This is a genomic window from Luteimicrobium sp. NPDC057192 (genome assembly GCF_042670205.1).
Lineage (GTDB): Bacteria > Actinomycetota > Actinomycetes > Actinomycetales > Cellulomonadaceae > Luteimicrobium.
The window spans coordinates 26,039-41,123 of the sequence record NZ_JBHUWD010000025.1 but is presented as its reverse complement, the minus strand read 5'-3'; the positions used below and the strand labels follow the sequence as shown (position 1 = coordinate 41,123).

At 74.4% G+C, this 15,085-nt stretch carries 14 protein-coding genes; 6 read left to right on the top strand and 8 right to left on the bottom strand.

The genetic code is table 11. The features are described 5' to 3' along the window. Positions 1-4: 4 nt before the first annotated feature. Positions 5-1,429 (bottom strand): type I glutamate--ammonia ligase, encoded by a 1,425-nt coding sequence (gene glnA, locus ACFT5B_RS12640; RefSeq protein WP_386798726.1) that lies wholly within the window; start codon positions 1,427-1,429, stop codon positions 5-7. Between the two features lie 195 nt (positions 1,430-1,624). Between glnA and ACFT5B_RS12635 the strand changes: the two genes are divergently transcribed. Then, the gene (locus ACFT5B_RS12635; protein WP_386798724.1) at positions 1,625-2,068 is read left to right on the top strand and encodes an RDD family protein; all 444 of its coding nucleotides are present in this window, start codon (positions 1,625-1,627) and stop codon (positions 2,066-2,068) included. 204 nt (positions 2,069-2,272) lie between these two features. On the opposite strand, the gene ACFT5B_RS12630 is transcribed toward ACFT5B_RS12635, so the two are convergent. From ACFT5B_RS12630 to lipB, 3 genes are all read right to left on the bottom strand, one after another. Beyond that, positions 2,273-3,013 carry a DUF4191 domain-containing protein gene (locus ACFT5B_RS12630; RefSeq protein WP_386798722.1) on the bottom strand — a complete coding sequence of 247 codons (741 nt, stop codon included), beginning with the start codon at positions 3,011-3,013 and terminating at the stop codon, positions 2,273-2,275. 97 nt (positions 3,014-3,110) lie between these two features. Then, on the bottom strand, positions 3,111-4,112 hold the full coding sequence (gene lipA, locus ACFT5B_RS12625) for a lipoyl synthase (protein WP_386798720.1): 1,002 nt from the start codon (positions 4,110-4,112) through the stop codon (positions 3,111-3,113). A gap of 60 nt (positions 4,113-4,172) precedes the next feature. Next, a complete protein-coding gene (lipB, locus tag ACFT5B_RS12620; RefSeq protein WP_386798717.1) occupies positions 4,173-4,886 on the bottom strand; it encodes a lipoyl(octanoyl) transferase LipB in 714 nt (237 codons plus the stop codon). A gap of 100 nt (positions 4,887-4,986) precedes the next feature. On the opposite strand from lipB, the gene ACFT5B_RS12615 reads away from it, so the two are divergent. Then, positions 4,987-6,729, top strand: a complete 1,743-nt coding sequence (locus ACFT5B_RS12615; RefSeq protein WP_386798715.1) for a hypothetical protein — start codon at positions 4,987-4,989, stop codon at positions 6,727-6,729. Positions 6,730-6,765: 36 nt separating this feature from the next. Here ACFT5B_RS12615 and ACFT5B_RS12610 read toward each other — a convergent pair whose 3' ends face one another. From ACFT5B_RS12610 to lpdA, 3 genes are all read right to left on the bottom strand, one after another. Beyond that, entirely contained in the window at positions 6,766-7,710 is a 945-nt protein-coding gene (locus ACFT5B_RS12610; RefSeq protein ID WP_386798713.1) for a TIGR01777 family oxidoreductase, read from the bottom strand. Positions 7,711-7,880: 170 nt separating this feature from the next. Beyond that, a complete protein-coding gene (gene sucB, locus ACFT5B_RS12605; protein ID WP_386798711.1) occupies positions 7,881-9,656 on the bottom strand; it encodes a 2-oxoglutarate dehydrogenase, E2 component, dihydrolipoamide succinyltransferase in 1,776 nt (591 codons plus the stop codon). A 28-nt stretch (positions 9,657-9,684) separates the two neighbouring features. After that, positions 9,685-11,064 carry a dihydrolipoyl dehydrogenase gene (gene lpdA, locus ACFT5B_RS12600; RefSeq protein ID WP_386798709.1) on the bottom strand — a complete coding sequence of 460 codons (1,380 nt, stop codon included), beginning with the start codon at positions 11,062-11,064 and terminating at the stop codon, positions 9,685-9,687. Between the two features lie 162 nt (positions 11,065-11,226). Here lpdA and ACFT5B_RS12595 point away from each other — a divergent pair, with 162 nt between their 5' ends. Further along, positions 11,227-11,580 carry an oxidoreductase gene (locus tag ACFT5B_RS12595; RefSeq protein ID WP_386798707.1) on the top strand — a complete coding sequence of 118 codons (354 nt, stop codon included), beginning with the start codon at positions 11,227-11,229 and terminating at the stop codon, positions 11,578-11,580. A gap of 61 nt (positions 11,581-11,641) precedes the next feature. Here the strand turns inward: ACFT5B_RS12595 and ACFT5B_RS12590 are convergent, their stop codons facing one another. Beyond that, positions 11,642-13,111, bottom strand: coding sequence for a leucyl aminopeptidase (locus ACFT5B_RS12590; RefSeq protein ID WP_386798705.1), 1,470 nt, complete (start codon positions 13,109-13,111; stop codon positions 11,642-11,644). A 71-nt stretch (positions 13,112-13,182) separates the two neighbouring features. On the opposite strand from ACFT5B_RS12590, the gene ACFT5B_RS12585 reads away from it, so the two are divergent. From ACFT5B_RS12585 to ACFT5B_RS12575, 3 genes are read left to right on the top strand one after another with little or no spacing between them, the layout of a single operon-like run. Next, positions 13,183-13,539 carry a hypothetical protein gene (locus tag ACFT5B_RS12585; protein WP_386798703.1) on the top strand — a complete coding sequence of 119 codons (357 nt, stop codon included), beginning with the start codon at positions 13,183-13,185 and terminating at the stop codon, positions 13,537-13,539. Between the two features lie 40 nt (positions 13,540-13,579). Then, entirely contained in the window at positions 13,580-14,026 is a 447-nt protein-coding gene (locus ACFT5B_RS12580) for a hypothetical protein (RefSeq protein ID WP_386798701.1), read from the top strand. Then, entirely contained in the window at positions 14,023-15,084 is a 1,062-nt protein-coding gene (locus tag ACFT5B_RS12575; RefSeq protein ID WP_386798699.1) for a quinone-dependent dihydroorotate dehydrogenase, read from the top strand. Before ACFT5B_RS12580 ends, ACFT5B_RS12575 begins: the two co-directional genes overlap by 4 nt. The last annotated feature ends 1 nt before the right edge of the window (position 15,085 follow it).

The window sequence follows — 15,085 nt, the reverse complement described above, 5'->3', positions numbered from 1 at the left end:
CCGATCAGACGTCGTAGTACAGCTCGAACTCGTGCGGGGTCGGCCGCAGACGGACCGGGTCGATCTCGTGGGCGCGCTTGTACGCGATCCACGTCTCGATGAGGTCCGGCGTGAAGACGTCACCCTGCGTGAGGAAGTCGTGGTCGGCCTCGAGGCGGTCCAGCACGGCGTCGAGCGAGCCGGGGACCTGCTGGATCTGCGCGTGCTCCTCGGGGGGCAGCTCGTACAGGTCCTTGTCGACGGGCTCCGGCGGCTCGATCCGGTTCTGGATGCCGTCGATGCCCGCCATGAGCATCGCAGCGAACGCCAGGTACGGGTTGCTCGACGGGTCCGGCACGCGGAACTCCACGCGCTTCGCCTTGGGCGAGCTGCCCGTGACGGGGATGCGGATGCACGCGGAGCGGTTGCGCGCCGAGTACACGAGGTTGACCGGGGCCTCGTAGCCCGGGACGAGGCGGCGGTAGGAGTTCACCGACGGGTTCGTGAACGCCAGGAGCGACGGCGCGTGCTTGAGCAGGCCGCCGATGTACCAGCGCGCGAGGTCCGAGAGGCCGCCGTAGCCCTTCTCGTCGAAGAACAGCGGCTCGCCGTCCTTCCAGAGGGACTGGTGCGAGTGCATGCCCGAGCCGTTGTCGCCGAAGATCGGCTTCGGCATGAAGGTCGCCGTCTTGCCGGCGTTCCACGCGACGTTCTTGATGACGTACTTGAACTTCATCAGGTCGTCGGCCGCGTGCTGCAGCGTGTTGAAGCGGTAGTTGATCTCCTGCTGGCCCGCGGTGCCCACCTCGTGGTGCGCGCGCTCCACCTGCAGGCCCACCTGGTCGAGCATGGCGACCATGTCGTCACGCAGGTCGGCCATCTGGTCGTTGGGGGAGACGGGGAAGTAGCCGCCCTTGTAGCGCGTCTTGTAGCCGAGGTTCCCGCCCTCCTCGTCGCGGCCGGTGTTCCACGCGGCCTCCTGCGAGTCGAGGGAGTAGAACGACTCGTGCTGGTTCGTGGAGAACCGCACGTCGTCGAAGATGTAGAACTCGGCCTCGGGGGCGAAGAACGCGGTGTCCGCGATTCCGGTCGAGCGGAGGTACGCCTCCGCCTTGGCGGCGATGTTGCGCGGGTCGCGCGAGTAGGCCTCGTCCGTGAACGGGTCGACGATCGAGAAGTTGACGACGAGCGTCTTGTGCTTCCGGAACGGGTCGACGAACGCGGTCTCGACGTCGGGGATGAGCTTCATGTCCGACTCGTGGATGGCCTGGAAGCCACGGATCGACGAGCCGTCGAACATCATGCCGTCGGTGAACGCGGCGTCCTCGAACTCCGAGATCGGGATGTTGAAGTGCTGCTGGACGCCCGGCAGGTCGCAGAAACGCACGTCGACGAACTCGACATCCTGCTCCCGCGTGAAGGCGATCGCCTCTTCCGCGCTCTTGAACATGCGATGAACTCCTTGATCGGTGGAGCCCCGTCTCGGGGCGTCTCGAACCTAGGGCGAGGCGGTTTCGCCGCCGTGTAGGTCGTGTTTCAGGCACGTTACGCGTGCGTCCACCGTGTGACGAGTTCGTCTCACGATGGTGACGGACAGGCGTCCCGACGGCGTCCTGTGCTCAGGCGGCCCCCGTACCCTGGTCCCGTGGTGTCACGCGACGAGATCGGCTCCTGGCTCGAGGGCACGCCCGGCGGCCCGTCCACCCGCGGCGCGCGGCTCGGCCTGCCCCCGGACGGCCCTGGCTCGCTCGCGCCCCTCGGCCGCCGGATCCTCGCGCTGATCATCGACTGGGCGCTGTGCTGGGCCGTGAGCGCGGGCTTCTTCGGCGGCAACTCGTGGGCCACGCTCCTGATCTTCCTCGGTGAGAACGTCGTCCTCGTCGGGACGGCCGGGTTCACCGTCGGGCACCGTGTGCTCGGTCTCCGCGTCCGGCGCCTGGTGGCCGACGCGCCCGACGTGCCCCCCGGTCCGCTGCGCGCCCTCGTGCGGTCGGTCCTCGTGTGCCTGGTCATCCCCGCCGTCGTGTGGGACGGCGACGGCCGTGGCCTGCACGACCGCGCCGCCGGGACGGCGATCGTCCGACGCTGAGCGCCGCGCCGTCAGGGAACGTGCGCCGAGGTAGCGCTTCTCGCTCGAGGTAGCGCGGAGTCCCTGCTACCTCGAGCGAACAGTGCTACGTCAGGAGGGCGCGTTGGCGCCCGCACCGTCGTCAGGCGCCGTGCTGCACGAGCCGTGACGCGACGAAGCCCCGTGCCCGACGACGTCGGGCACGGGGCTTCTGCGCGTCCGCGGTCAGCGGCCGCGCAGGCTCTTGCGGTCCGGGCGGACGCGCGTCGGGTCGATGCCCTTGGGGATCGGGAGCTTCGCGCCGCCGAGCGCGCGCAGGCGCTTCGAGACCTCGGCGACCTCCGCCTTCGTGAGCGTCGGCTTCATCTTCTGGACCGTCTTCACGAGCTTGCGGAGCGGGACCTGGCCCTCGCCGTTGCCGCACTCGAGCGTGGTGATCGGGACGCCGGCGACGACGCGCGCCGTGCGCTTGCGCTCGGCCTCGAGCAGCCGGGTCGCGCGGCCCGACGGGGCCTCGCCGACCAGCAGCACGCCCGCGCGCCCGACGCCGCGGAACACGAGGTCCTGGCTGCGGGCCTCGAACGCGACGGGCTCCTCGTCGAAGCTCCAGCCGCCGCGGCGGACCGACCCGAGCGCGGCGCGCGTGGCGCCCGGCTTGCCCTCGATCTGCTGGTAGGCCGCGGCCTCCGCGCGACGCGTCAGCACGAACATGCCGCCGAGCAGGCCGAACGGTACGCCGACGATGAGCCCGGAGATCCAGTGCCCGCCGAACAGGAAGCCGATCAGTGTCGCGACGGCGGCGACGCCGACGAACACGCCGAGGACCCACCACGTGACCGCGGGGTCGCTGCGACGCGTCATCGTGTACGCGGACCACACCTGGTGGTACCAGCGCTGCTTCTTCTGCTGGGGCGCGCTCGCCGTCTCGGTGCCGGCGCCCTTCGAGGTGTCCTTGGTGCGGGCCATAATCCGGCAGTCTACCGGGGCGCGGGACGAGCGAGGCGCCGTCGCCGGGTGACGACGGCGCCTCGCTCGACGGCCGGCGGACGGGCCCGGCCGCGCCTCAGCGCGCGAGCAGCGACGCGGCCTCCTGGCGCGACGTCGTCGGCTCCGCGAGGTGCGCGAGCGCGGCGGGGATCGTCTCGCCGCGGCGCGTCATCGCCTGCCCCCACAGGCGGCCGGCGCGGTACGACGAGCGCACCAGCGGGCCGGACATGACCCCGAGGAACCCGATCCGCTCGGCCTCGTCCGACAGCTCCACGAACTCCTCCGGCTTGACCCAGCGGTCGATCGGGTGGTGGCGCAGCGACGGGCGCAGGTACTGGGTGATCGTGATGAGGTCGCAGCCGGCGTCGTGCAGGTCCTGGAGGGCCGACTTCGCCTCGTCGATCGTCTCGCCCATGCCGAGGATGAGGTTCGACTTGGTCACGAGCCCGGCCTCGCGCGCCTGCGTGAGCACGGACAGCGACCGGTCGTAGCGGAAGCCGGGGCGGATCTGCTTGAAGATGCGGGGGACGGTCTCGAGGTTGTGCGCGAGGACCTCGGGGCGCGACCCGAAGACCTCGTCGAGCAGCTCGGGGATCGCGTTGAAGTCCGGGATGAGGAGCTCGACGCCCGTGCCGGGGTTCATCGCGTGGATCTGGCGGACGGTCTCCGCGTACAGCCAGGCGCCGCCGTCGGCCAGGTCGTCGCGCGCGACGCCCGTGACGGTCGAGTAGCGCAGCCCCATCGCCTGGACCGACTCGGCGACGCGACGTGGCTCGTCAGCGTCGAAGTCGGCGGGCTTGCCCGTGTCGATCTGGCAGAAGTCGCAGCGCCGCGTGCACTGGTCGCCACCGATGAGGAACGTCGCTTCGCGGTCCTCCCAGCACTCGAAGATGTTGGGACAGCCCGCTTCCTCGCACACCGTGTGCAGTCCCTCCGAGCGCACCAGGCCCTTGAGCTCGGTGTACTCGGGACCCATCGTGGCGCGCGTCTTGATCCAGGACGGCTTCTTCTCGATGGGGGTCGCGGCGTTGCGGGCCTCGATGCGCAGCATGCGACGGCCCTCGGGTGCGATGGTCACGCTGTCTCCCAGGTGGTGGTCGCCGGCCCCGGTCGGGGGCGGCATGGGGTGTCGTTCAGCCTACGGCAGCGCGGGCGCGCCGGTCCCGCGGAGCGCGGGCGTCTCGGGGCTGGGCGTGGAGGCCGTCGGCGGGTCCGCCACGACCGTGGCGAGCGCCCGGGTGAGGGAGCGCTCGAGCAGGGGGAGGACGTCCTGGATCGTCACCGTGCGGCCGAGCTCGGCCGACAGCGACGTCACGTCGGCGTCGGTGATGCCGCACGGCACGATCCGGCCGTACTCCCCGAGGTCCGGGTTGCAGTTGAGGGCGAGCCCGTGCATGGTCACGCCCTTCGCGACGCGCACGCCGATCGCGCAGACCTTGCGCTCGCGCCGCGCGCCGTCGGCGGCGAACCAGACCCCCGACCGCCCCTCGACGCGGACGGTCGCGAGCCCGAGCTCGGCGCACACGTCGATCACGGCCTGCTCGAGGCACCGCACATAGGCGACCACGTCGATCGGGGCACGCAGCCGCACGATGGGATACGCGACGAGCTGGCCCGGGCCGTGCCACGTGACCTTGCCGCCGCGGTCCACGTCGACGACGGGTGTGCCGTCGTCGGGACGCTCGTCGCGGTGGGTGCGCCGCCCGGCCGTGTAGACGGGCTCGTGCTCGACCAGGAGCACGGTGTCCTGACGTTCGCCCGCCGCGACCTCGGCATGGATGCTGCGCTGCAGCTCCCACGTCGGCTGATAGGGGGAGTGGACCGTGCCGAGCCCGAGCGGAGCGAAGCGCATGCGACCCAGGCTAGCCCCCGTCCGAGGATGCTCCGGCAGGCGTCCGCCCTCGCTGTGGACAACCGACGTACGAGCACCCGGTTTCCTGTTCGATGGGCCCATGACAGGTCCGAGCGAACCCGCCGGACGCCGGCCGGACGACACGGGCGCCGTCGTCGACGTCCCGGGCGGGCCGGTGCGCGAGGCGCTCCAGGCCGCCGGGTACACCGGGGCCGCGCGCGCCGGCCGCGCCTGGGCGGTCCGCGCTCCCGACGGCGCCCCCTGCACCCTCCACGTCCTTCGCCGCGCCGCGTTGCCGGCAGGGACCGACGAGCGGCTCGCACGGCTGCGGACCGTCGAGCACGCGCACCTGGCTCGCGTCGCGACCGTCGTCGAAGCCGGGGGCGAGGTCGCCGTCGTGCTGCGGGGCCCGTCGGGCACGACCCTGCGGGACGTGCTCGCCCGGCGGGGTGCGCTGCGGGCCGGCGAGGCCGTGACGATCGTCACAGGGCTCGGGCACGCCCTCGGCGCGCTGCACGGGGCCGGGCTCACGCAGGGGAGCCTCACTCCGGACGACGTGGTCGTCGACGACGACGGCGGGGCCCACCTGCGCCCGACCGTGCGGGCGCCCGACGCGGCCTCGTCGCCCGCCGGGGACGTGCGGGCGCTCGCAGCCCTCGCCCGAGGCGTCGTCGCGGACGGCGCCGACCCGGCGGACGGACCCTCCGCGGACCCGTCGCACGTCCCCGACGCCCGGCGCGCCACCGAGGTCGCGGCCCTCGCCGCGCTCCTCGACGGCGCCGCGAGCGGTACCGCGCCCGACGCGCCCCGCACCGCCGAGGAGCTCGCGCAGCGTGCCGCCGTCACCGTCACGCCCGAGCCGGTCACCGTCCCCGACCTGGGCGCGCTCGCCGCCGTCGCCTTCGGCCGGTCGGCCAGGCCGCGTGAGGTGGTCACCTCGTCGAGCAGCCCGCAGACCGACGCGGCCGACGGCGCCGCGCGCGGTGCGGGGCGCGAGCCGGACGGGTCGTCGGGTCAGGTCGCTCGCACGGGACAGCCGGTCGAGCCCGTCGCCGGCGACGCGGCGGTCCGCGCGTCAGGACCGGGGCCGGGGGAGGCGGCACCACCCCGTCCGGTCCGGGGCGTCGTGCGCCGGCCGGTCTCCGAGGTGCCGCGGCGGCGCGTGGTCCCGCCTCGCACCGCCGACCCGCTCGAGGACACCCTCGTCCGTGCCCGCGCGCTCGCCGCCCCCGGCAGGCCGCGACGCGCTCACGTCGACGCCGGAGGTCGCCGGGAGCGTGCCGCCGCACGCCTGCGCCGCCGGCGGACCCGCACCGTGGCGGCGGGAGCCGCGGCGGGGGTCGTGCTGGTCACGGGAACGCTGCTCGTCCTGCGGCCCTGGGCGCCGGACGCCGGGCCGGCCGGGCAGGGGCGCGGCGTCGAGGCGGCCGGCCCCGCGACCGCGGCCGCCCCGACCGACGCCACGCTCGAGCGCGACCGGCCCGACCTCGCGGCGCGCGAGCTGACCGAGCGGCGGGGCGCGATGCTCGCCGGCGCGACGGCGAGCGACGCGGTCACGCTGGCGGGATCGCCGGCCCGCGCCGCCGACGACGCCCTGGTCGCGCGGGTCGCTGAGCGCGGGGTGATCGTCAGTGCGCCGCCCGTCGACGTCGCGAGGACCACCGTGACGGCGTCGGGGGAGACGGCCGCCACGGTCGACGTGACCTACGCGATCGGCGCGTACACGCTGCGCGCGAAGGACGGGTCCCAGACCACCGTGCCGGCGGCCGCCGAGCGCACCGACAGGCTCGCCCTGGCGTGGACCGCGCACGGCTGGCGCGTACGCGTCGTCGAGGCCGGCTGACCGGGCGTCGACCGCCCCGCGTCCGCGCGCGACGGGTCAGGGCCGGACGGCGTCGCCGCCGTCGACCAGCCACGCGACGGCGTCGTCGAGCCGTGCGTGGTCCCAGTGGAAACCGTCCGCCTCCAGGACTCGCGGCACGAGCCGCGCGGACGCGAGGACGTCGCCCGCGAAGCCCCCGAGCGCGAGCCGTAGCGCCGGTGCCGGCACGCGCAGGACCGCCGGTCGGTGCAGGGCGCGAGCCAGGGCACGGACGAGCTCCGCGTTGCGGACCGGGTCGGGCGTCGCGAGGTTCACGGGTCCGTGGACGCCGGACGCCGCCAGGTGGCGGATCGCGCGCACGTGGTCATGGAGGGTGATCCAGCTCCAGTACGCGCGTCCGTCGCCGAGCGGCCCGCCGAGCCCGAGGCGCAGGAGCGGAAGCAGGCGTCCGAGCGCACCGCCCGCCGGGGTGAGCACGAGCGACGTGCGGAGGAGGACGACCCGCACCCCGGCGTCCCGGGCGGGATCCGTGGCGGCCTCCCAGTCCGTCACGAGGTCGGCGAGGAAGCCGTCGCCCCGGTGGGCGGTCTCCGGGAGCGGTTCGTCGCCGCGGTCGCCGTAGACGCCCATCGCCGACGCCTGGACGAGCGCCGGGGCGCCGGGGCCGCGCCTCGCGAGCTCGCGGGCCAGCAGGCCTGTCCCGGCGAGCCGCGAGCTCCGGAGGACCGCGCGGTACCGCTGGGTCCAGCGCCGCTCCCCGATGCCCGCGCCGCCGAGGTTCACGACGACGTCGACGTCGTCGAGCGCGTCCGGTGCCAGGACACCGCGGTCGGGATCCCACGGCACCGGGGTGACACCGTCGCGCCGGTCGCGGTCTGCGGTGCCGGGCCGGACCAGGCGGCGCACCCGGACGCCGTCGGCGACCAGCGACGTCACGAGGCGGGCACCGATCAGGCCGCCTGCGCCGGCGACGACGACCGTGCGGACGCGGGGGTCTTCCATACCTGTCGACGCTAGCCCATGACCTTCGGCGCGGTTGTCAGAACCTCACGGCGGTATACGGCGGTGAGGTTCTGGCAGACGGGGACGACGACGGCGCCCCCGTCCGTGGACGAGGGCGCCGTCGTGCGGTCAGCGCCGGAGGCCGGTCAGGGCCTCGGGGAGCGGAGCCGTCAGAGGCCGACCTCGGCCTCGAAGGCGCCCTCCTCGATGCGGGCCTTGATGGCGGTGAGGAACCGCGCCGCGTCCGCGCCGTCGACGAGACGGTGGTCGTAGGACAGGAAGATGTAGCAGAGCGACCGGATACCGATCACGTCGTTCCCGTCCGCGTCCTTGATCACCGCAGGGCGCTTGACGATCGTGCCCGTGCCGAGGATCGCGGACGTGCCGCCCGGGACGATCGGCGTGTCGATGAGCGCGCCGCCCGACCCGGTGTTCGTGATCGTGAAGGTCGCGCCGGTGAGCTCGTCGGGGCCGACCTTGTTGTCACGGGTCCGGCCGGCGAGGTCGACGATCTTCCGCGCGATCCCGCCGATGTTGAGGTCGCCCGCGTCCTTGATGACCGGGACGACGAGGCCGCGCGGCGTGTCGACCGCGATGCCCACGTTCTCGTGCGCCGGGTAGGTGATGGTCTCGCCGTCGAACGACGCGTTGACCTTCGGGTACGCCTTGAGCGCCTCGATCGCCGCGAGGGTGAAGAACGGCAGGAACGTGAGGTTCGCGCCCTCGCGCGCCTTGAAGCCCTCCTTCGCCCGGGCGCGGAGCGCCGCGACCTTCGTCACGTCGACCTCGACGACCGTGGTCAGCTGCGCCTGCGTCTGCAGGGCCTCGACCATGCGCTCCGCCACGATCTTGCGCAGGCGGGTCGCCTTCTCGGTGGTCCCGCGCAGCGGCGAGGTCTCGAGCGCCGTCTTCGGCGCGGCGGCCGGGGTCGGCGCCGCTGCAGCGGCAGGAGCGGGCGCCGCGGCAGCCTCCTCGGCCTTGCGGGCGGCCTCGAGGACGTCCTCCTTGCGGATGCGCCCACCCACGCCGGTGCCGGTGACCGCCGACAGGTCCACGCCCTTGTCCGCGGCGAGCTTGCGCACCAGCGGCGTGAGGTAGGACTTGCCACCGGTCGCGGGCGCAGCGGCGGGAGCCGGTGCCGGGGCCGCCGCAGGGGCCGGCGTCGCGGGCGCGGCGGGCTCCTGGACGGACGCAGGCTCGGGCGCGGGGGCCGGTGCGGGTTCCGCAGCCGGGGCGGGCGCGGGCTCGGGCGCGGCGGCAGGCTCAGGGGCGGCGGCGGGCGCCGGGGCCTCGGGAGCGGCAGCACCCGAGCCGACGACGGCGAGCACGGCACCGACCTCGACGGTCTCGTCCTCCTGGACGAGGATCTGCTGCAGCGTGCCGGCGACGGGGGACGGGATCTCGGTGTCGACCTTGTCGGTCGAGACCTCGAGCAGCGGCTCGTCGACCTCGACGGCGTCGCCGACCTGCTTGAGCCAGCGGGTCACGGTGCCCTCGGTGACGGACTCGCCGAGCGCGGGGAGCTTGATCTCCTCGCCGCCACCCTGCGGCGCGGCCGGGGCCGCCGCCGGAGCGGGCTCGGGCTCGGCGGGCGCCTCCGGCGCGGGGGCAGGGGCGGACTCGGGCTGGGCGGGGGCCGGCTCGGGCTCGGGCTCGGCGGCCGCCGCGGGCGCCTCGTCGGCGGCGGGGGCCGCGGCACCGGCACCGGAGCCGTCGCCGATCACGGCGAGGACGGCGCCGACCTCGACGGTCTCGTCCTCCTGGACGAGGATCTGCTCGAGCTTGCCCGCGACGGGGGACGGGATCTCGGTGTCGACCTTGTCGGTCGAGACCTCGAGCAGGGGCTCGTCGACGGCGATGTCGTCGCCGACCTGCTTGAGCCAGCGCGTGACGGTGCCCTCGGTGACGGACTCGCCGAGAGCCGGCATCTGCACGTTTTCGGACATGACCTGGGGGTCTCCTTCGATTGTGTCGTCAGTTGTGGGCGTGCAGAGGCTTGCCGGCCAGGGCGAGGTGTGCCTCGCCCAGGGCTTCGTTCTGCGTGGGATGGGCGTGGACCAGGGCGGCGACGTCCTCGGGATGCGCCTCCCAGTTCACGATGAGCTGGGCCTCGCCGACGAGCTCGCCGACGCGGGCCCCGACGAGGTGGACGCCGACGACGGGGCCGTCCTTGCGGCGCACGAGCTTGACGAAGCCCTGCGTCGCGAGGATCTTGCTCCGGCCGTTGCCGGCGAGGTTGTAGTCGAGCGTCTCGACGGTCTCGGCGCCGAACCGGTCACGGGCGGCGGCCTCGGTGAGCCCGACGGACGCGATCTCCGGGTCCGAGTAGGTGACGCGCGGGATGCCGGACTCGTCGATCGGGGCGGGGTCGAGGCCGGCGATCTGCTCGGCGACGTAGATGCCCTGCGCGAAGCCGCGGTGCGCGAGCTGGAGGCCCGGCACGATGTCACCCGTCGCGTACACGTTGCCGACGCCCGTGCGGAGCCGCTCGTCGACGAGCACGAACCCGCGGTCGAGCCGCACGCCCTGCTCCTCGAACCCGAGCCCCGCGGTCCGGGGGCCGCGCCCGACGGCGACGAGGAGGACCTCGGCGTCGAGCGCCTTGCCGGACTCGAGCGTCATGCGGACGCCGGAGTCGGTCTCGGCGAGGGAGGCGAAGCGGTCGCCGAGCGTGAAGCCGATCCCGCGCTTGCGGAACGCCCGCTCGAGCGCCTTGGAGACGGCCTCGTCCTCGGCGGGAACCAGGTGGTCGAGCGCCTCGACGACGTGCACGTCGGCCCCGAACGAGCGCCACACGGACGCGAACTCGACGCCGATCACGCCGCCGCCGAGGACGAGCGCGGACCGGGGGACGTAGTCGAGCTCGAGCGCCTGCTCGGACGTGATGACGCGGCCGCCGATCTCGATGCCCGGCAGCGTGCGGGAGTAGGAGCCGGTCGCGAGGACGACGTTGCGCCCGGTGTAGCGCTCGCCGTCGACCTCGACGGTGTCGGGGGAGACGAGCGTGCCGTGGCCCGCGACGAGCGTGATGCCGCGCGACGAGACGAGACCCTGCAGGCCCTTGTAGAGGCCCGCGACGACGCCGTCCTTGTACGACGCGAGGGCGGCCATGTCGATGCCGTCGAACGTGGCGCGCACGCCGAACGCCTCGGACTCGCGGGCGGCGTCGGCGACCTCGGCCGCGTGCAGCAGCGCCTTGGTGGGGATGCAGCCGCGGTGCAGGCAGGTGCCGCCGAGCTTGTCCTCCTCGACCAGGGCGACCGTGAGGCCCAGCTGCGCGGCTCGCAGCGCCGTCGCGTACCCGCCGCTCCCGCCGCCCAGCACGACGACGTCGAACGTGCGGGTCTCGGCCACGTGCTCCTCCTGCGATGTTCGTCCGACGGGTCAAGGCCCGGGCGTGCGGGCTCCAGGCCCACCGACCCATCTTGGCACCAACGCCCCGCGTGCCCCAATCGGCGCAGGTGTGAGCGTGCTCGCACCCGGGTTGCACCCCGGCGGCCCGGCTACGCTACGCGCATGTCCCGGCTGCGCCGCCTGTTCTCCCGACCGTCCGGCTCGTCGTCGCGCCCCGCGGCCGGCGGTCCGCCCTCCCAGGCCGACGCGCGCCGCGCCACGACCGAGCACTTCCGGACGTTCGTCACCACGCGGGTCGGCGTCGAGGCTTACCTCGAGCCCGCGACGGGCGACATGCCGTCGACGCTCCTCCTCATCGCCACGACGGGGGAGTGGACGCGCCGCCGCGTGCCCGACGAGAAGGCCGCGCGGGGCCTCGCGGACGAGCTCGGCATCCCCCTGTACGACGTGCGCCGCACGGGCTACCCGCAGCGCATGCGGGAGTGGAACACGCGCCGTCGTCGCGGCGAGGCCTGAGGCGAGACGCGACGGGCCGGGCCACGGCGGCCGCCGCGGCCCGGCCCGCGCGGCGCGGTGGTCAGCCGCGGTTCCCGCGCGACTCGACCAGCTCGAGGAGCGTGCGCACCGCGACGCCCGTGCCGCCGACGGGCGTGTAGCCGAACGCCGACGACTCGTTGAACGCGGGCCCGGCGATGTCGAGGTGCGCCCACGGCGTCTGGCCGACGAAGTCCTTGAGGAACAGGCCCGCGACGAGCATCCCGCCGTGGCGCTCGCCGATGTTCGCGATGTCCGCGACCTTCGACGCGAGCGACTCGCGCAGCTCCGCCGGCAGAGGCATCGGCCAGAACTGCTCGCCCGCGCGCCCCGCCGCGGCCACGACCTCGTCACGGACGTCGTCGGACCCCATGACCGCGGACACGCGCGCCCCCAGCGCGACCATCTGCGCGCCCGTGAGCGTCGCGACGTCGAGGACGACGTCCGGTCCCTCCTCGAGCGCCGCGACGAGGCCGTCCGCGAGGACGAGCCGGCCCTCGGCGTCGGTGTTGAGCACCTCGACCGTCTTGCCGCCGCGGATCGTGATGACGTCGCTCGGCCGCTGCGCGGTGCCCGACGGCATGTTCTCGGCGAGGCACAGCCACCCGGTCACGGCGACCGGCAGCTTGAGCCGGGCCGCGGCCAGGACCGTCCCCAGCACCGCGGCGGCGCCCGCCATGTCGGACTTCATCGCGACCATCGAGGTCGGCGGCTTGAGCGAGATGCCGCCCGAGTCGAACGTGATGCCCTTGCCGACGAGCGCGACCTTCGCGGCCGGCTTCGACGGCGACCACGCGACCTTGACGAGGCGCGGGCCGCGCACCGAGCCCTGGCCGACGGCGACCAGGCCGCCGTAGCCACCCGAGGCGAGCGCCTTGTCGTCGAGCACGGTCACCTTGACGCCCGTGCCCTTGGCCGCGTCCTTTGCGGCGCCCGCGAAGGCCTCGGGGTACAGGTCGTTCGGTGCGGCGTTGACGAGGTCGCGGACCAGGTGCACCGACGTGGCGAGCACGCGCGCCCGCTCGACGGCGTCGCGCGCGGCCTTCGCGTCCGGCACGACGACCTGCACCGCGCCGACGGCGGCCGGCTTCTCGGGGTCGGTCGTGTAGCGGTCGAACGCGTACGCGCCGAGCGCGGAGCCCTCGAGCACGGCCGACACGGCGGCGTCGGACGCGACGGGCAGCGCGACGGCGACCGACGCCGTCCCCGCGAGGGTGCGGACCGCGGCGCCCGCGCCACGGCGCAGGGCCTCGGCGTCGTCAGGGTCGGAGCCCAGCCCCGTCACGACGACCACGCGCGCCGCGACGCCGTCGGGCGCGGGGAAGCGGTGGACGTCGTCGGGCGCGCCGGTGATGCCGAGCGCGGGGGCGAGCGAGGCGAGCCGGGTCGCGGCTGCGGCCGGCAGGGCGTCCGCGAGGACGCGCGGCCCGAGCTCGGTACGGACGGCGCCGACGACGAGGGCGTCGACGTCGAGGGAGGCGGGGGAGGTGCTGGTCACGGTGAGGTCGGTCACCCGGCGATGCTAACGCCCAGCCGTCGGCCGGGCTCCGGGGCGGATCGGGCACGCCCGGTAGGCTGCGGGGCGTGACCCTCCCCCTCACCGTGCTCGTGGTCGCCGCGAGCCTGGCGCTCGCCGCGTGGGCGGGATGGTTCGTGTACCGGGACCGCCCGGTGGTCCTGCGCCAGCTCTGGGGCGCATCGGTCGTCGAGGGGCTGCTCGTCGTCGAGGCGGTCGTCGCGGGCGTCCTGCTCACCGGCTCCGAGAGCGTGAGCAGCCCGGGCCTGTTCTGGGGGTACGTCGCGGCCTCGCTGCTCGTGCTCCCGTTCGCGGCCGCGGTCGCGTTCGCCGAGCGCACCCGCTGGAGCTCCGTGGTGCTGCTGCTCGCCGCCGTGACGGTCGCGTTCCTGCAGCTGCGCATGACCCAGGTCTGGGCGGGCTGACGTGCCCCGCCTCGAGCCGACCGACACCGAGGAGACCGCCGTGACCGCCGAGCACCACGACCCGACGCACGACGAGGCGCCGCCCACCCGGGCCGGGTTCGGGCGCGTGCTCGTGGCCGTGTACGGGATCCTGGCGCTCGCGGCGACGGGACGCGCGAGCTACGAGCTCGCGACGAAGTTCTCGGACGCGCCCGTCGCGTACCTGCTGTCCCTGCTGGCCGCCGTCGTGTACGTGCTCGCGACCGTCGCCCTGTGGCGCGGCGGGGCCTGGCGCGGCGTCGCCTGGGTGTCCTGTTCGGTCGAGCTCGTGGGGGTCCTGGCCGTCGGGATCGCGTCCCTCGCCGACCCCGACGCGTTCCCCGCGTCGACCGTGTGGTCGAGCTTCGGGTCCGGGTACGGCTACATCCCGCTGGTCCTGCCGTTCGTCGGTCTGTGGTGGCTGTGGCACACGCGCCCGCGTGCTGCCCGGGAAGGAATGTCTGCGTGAAGGTCTACGACGCCCTGTTCCAGGGCTTCTTCCGGCACCTCGACCCCGAGCGCGCCCACCACCTCGCGTTCCCGGTGATCCGTGCGGTAGGCGTCGTGCCCGGCGTGCGGACGGTCGTGCGCCGTACGCTCGCGCCCTTCGCGGAGAGCACGACGCGCGGTCCGGGCTCCGTGCAGGCCCTCGGTCGCTCGTTCCCCGCCCCGCTGGGGCTCGCGGGCGGGTTCGACAAGGACGCGCTCGCCGTCCGCGGTCTCGCGACGATCGGGTTCGCGTTCGTGGAGATCGGCACCGTCACGGCCCACGCGCAACCCGGCAACGACAAGCCGCGTCTGTTCCGCGTGCTCGACCAGCGCGCCATCCGCAACCGGATGGGCTTCAACAACCGGGGCGCCGCCGCTGCGGCCGAGCGACTGCGCAAGCTGCGCACGACCTCGGGCGGGCGTGCCGTCGTCGTCGGGGCGAACATCGGCAAGACGAAGGTCACACCCGCCGAGGATGCCGCCGCCGACTACGCGACGAGCGCCGGGCTGCTCGCGCCGCACGCCGACTACCTCGTGGTCAACGTGTCGTCGCCGAACACCCCCGGGCTGCGTGACCTGCAGTCCGTGGAGTCCCTTCGCCCCATCCTCGTCGCCGTCCGCGAGGCCGCGGACGCCGCGACCGCCGGCTCGCGCGCGCCGCGGGTCCCGCTGCTCGTGAAGATCGCGCCCGACCTCGCGGACGACGACGTCGACGCCGTCGCGGACCTCGTCCTCGAGCTCGGGCTGGACGGCGTGGTCGCGGTCAACACGACGATCTCGCACGACCTCGGCCCCGGTGGGCTCTCGGGGCCGCCGCTGCTGCCGCGCGGGCTCGACGTCGTGAGGCGGCTGCGCGCGCGGCTCGGCCAGGGACCGGTCATCATCGGCGTGGGCGGCATCACCACCGTGGACGACGCGCGGGCGTACCTCGAGGCGGGCGCCGACCTGCTCCAGGGCTACACGGCGTTCATCTACGAGGGTCCGTTCTGGGCGTCGCGGATCAACCGCGCGCTGACGTCGGCCGAGCCGGCACGCTGAG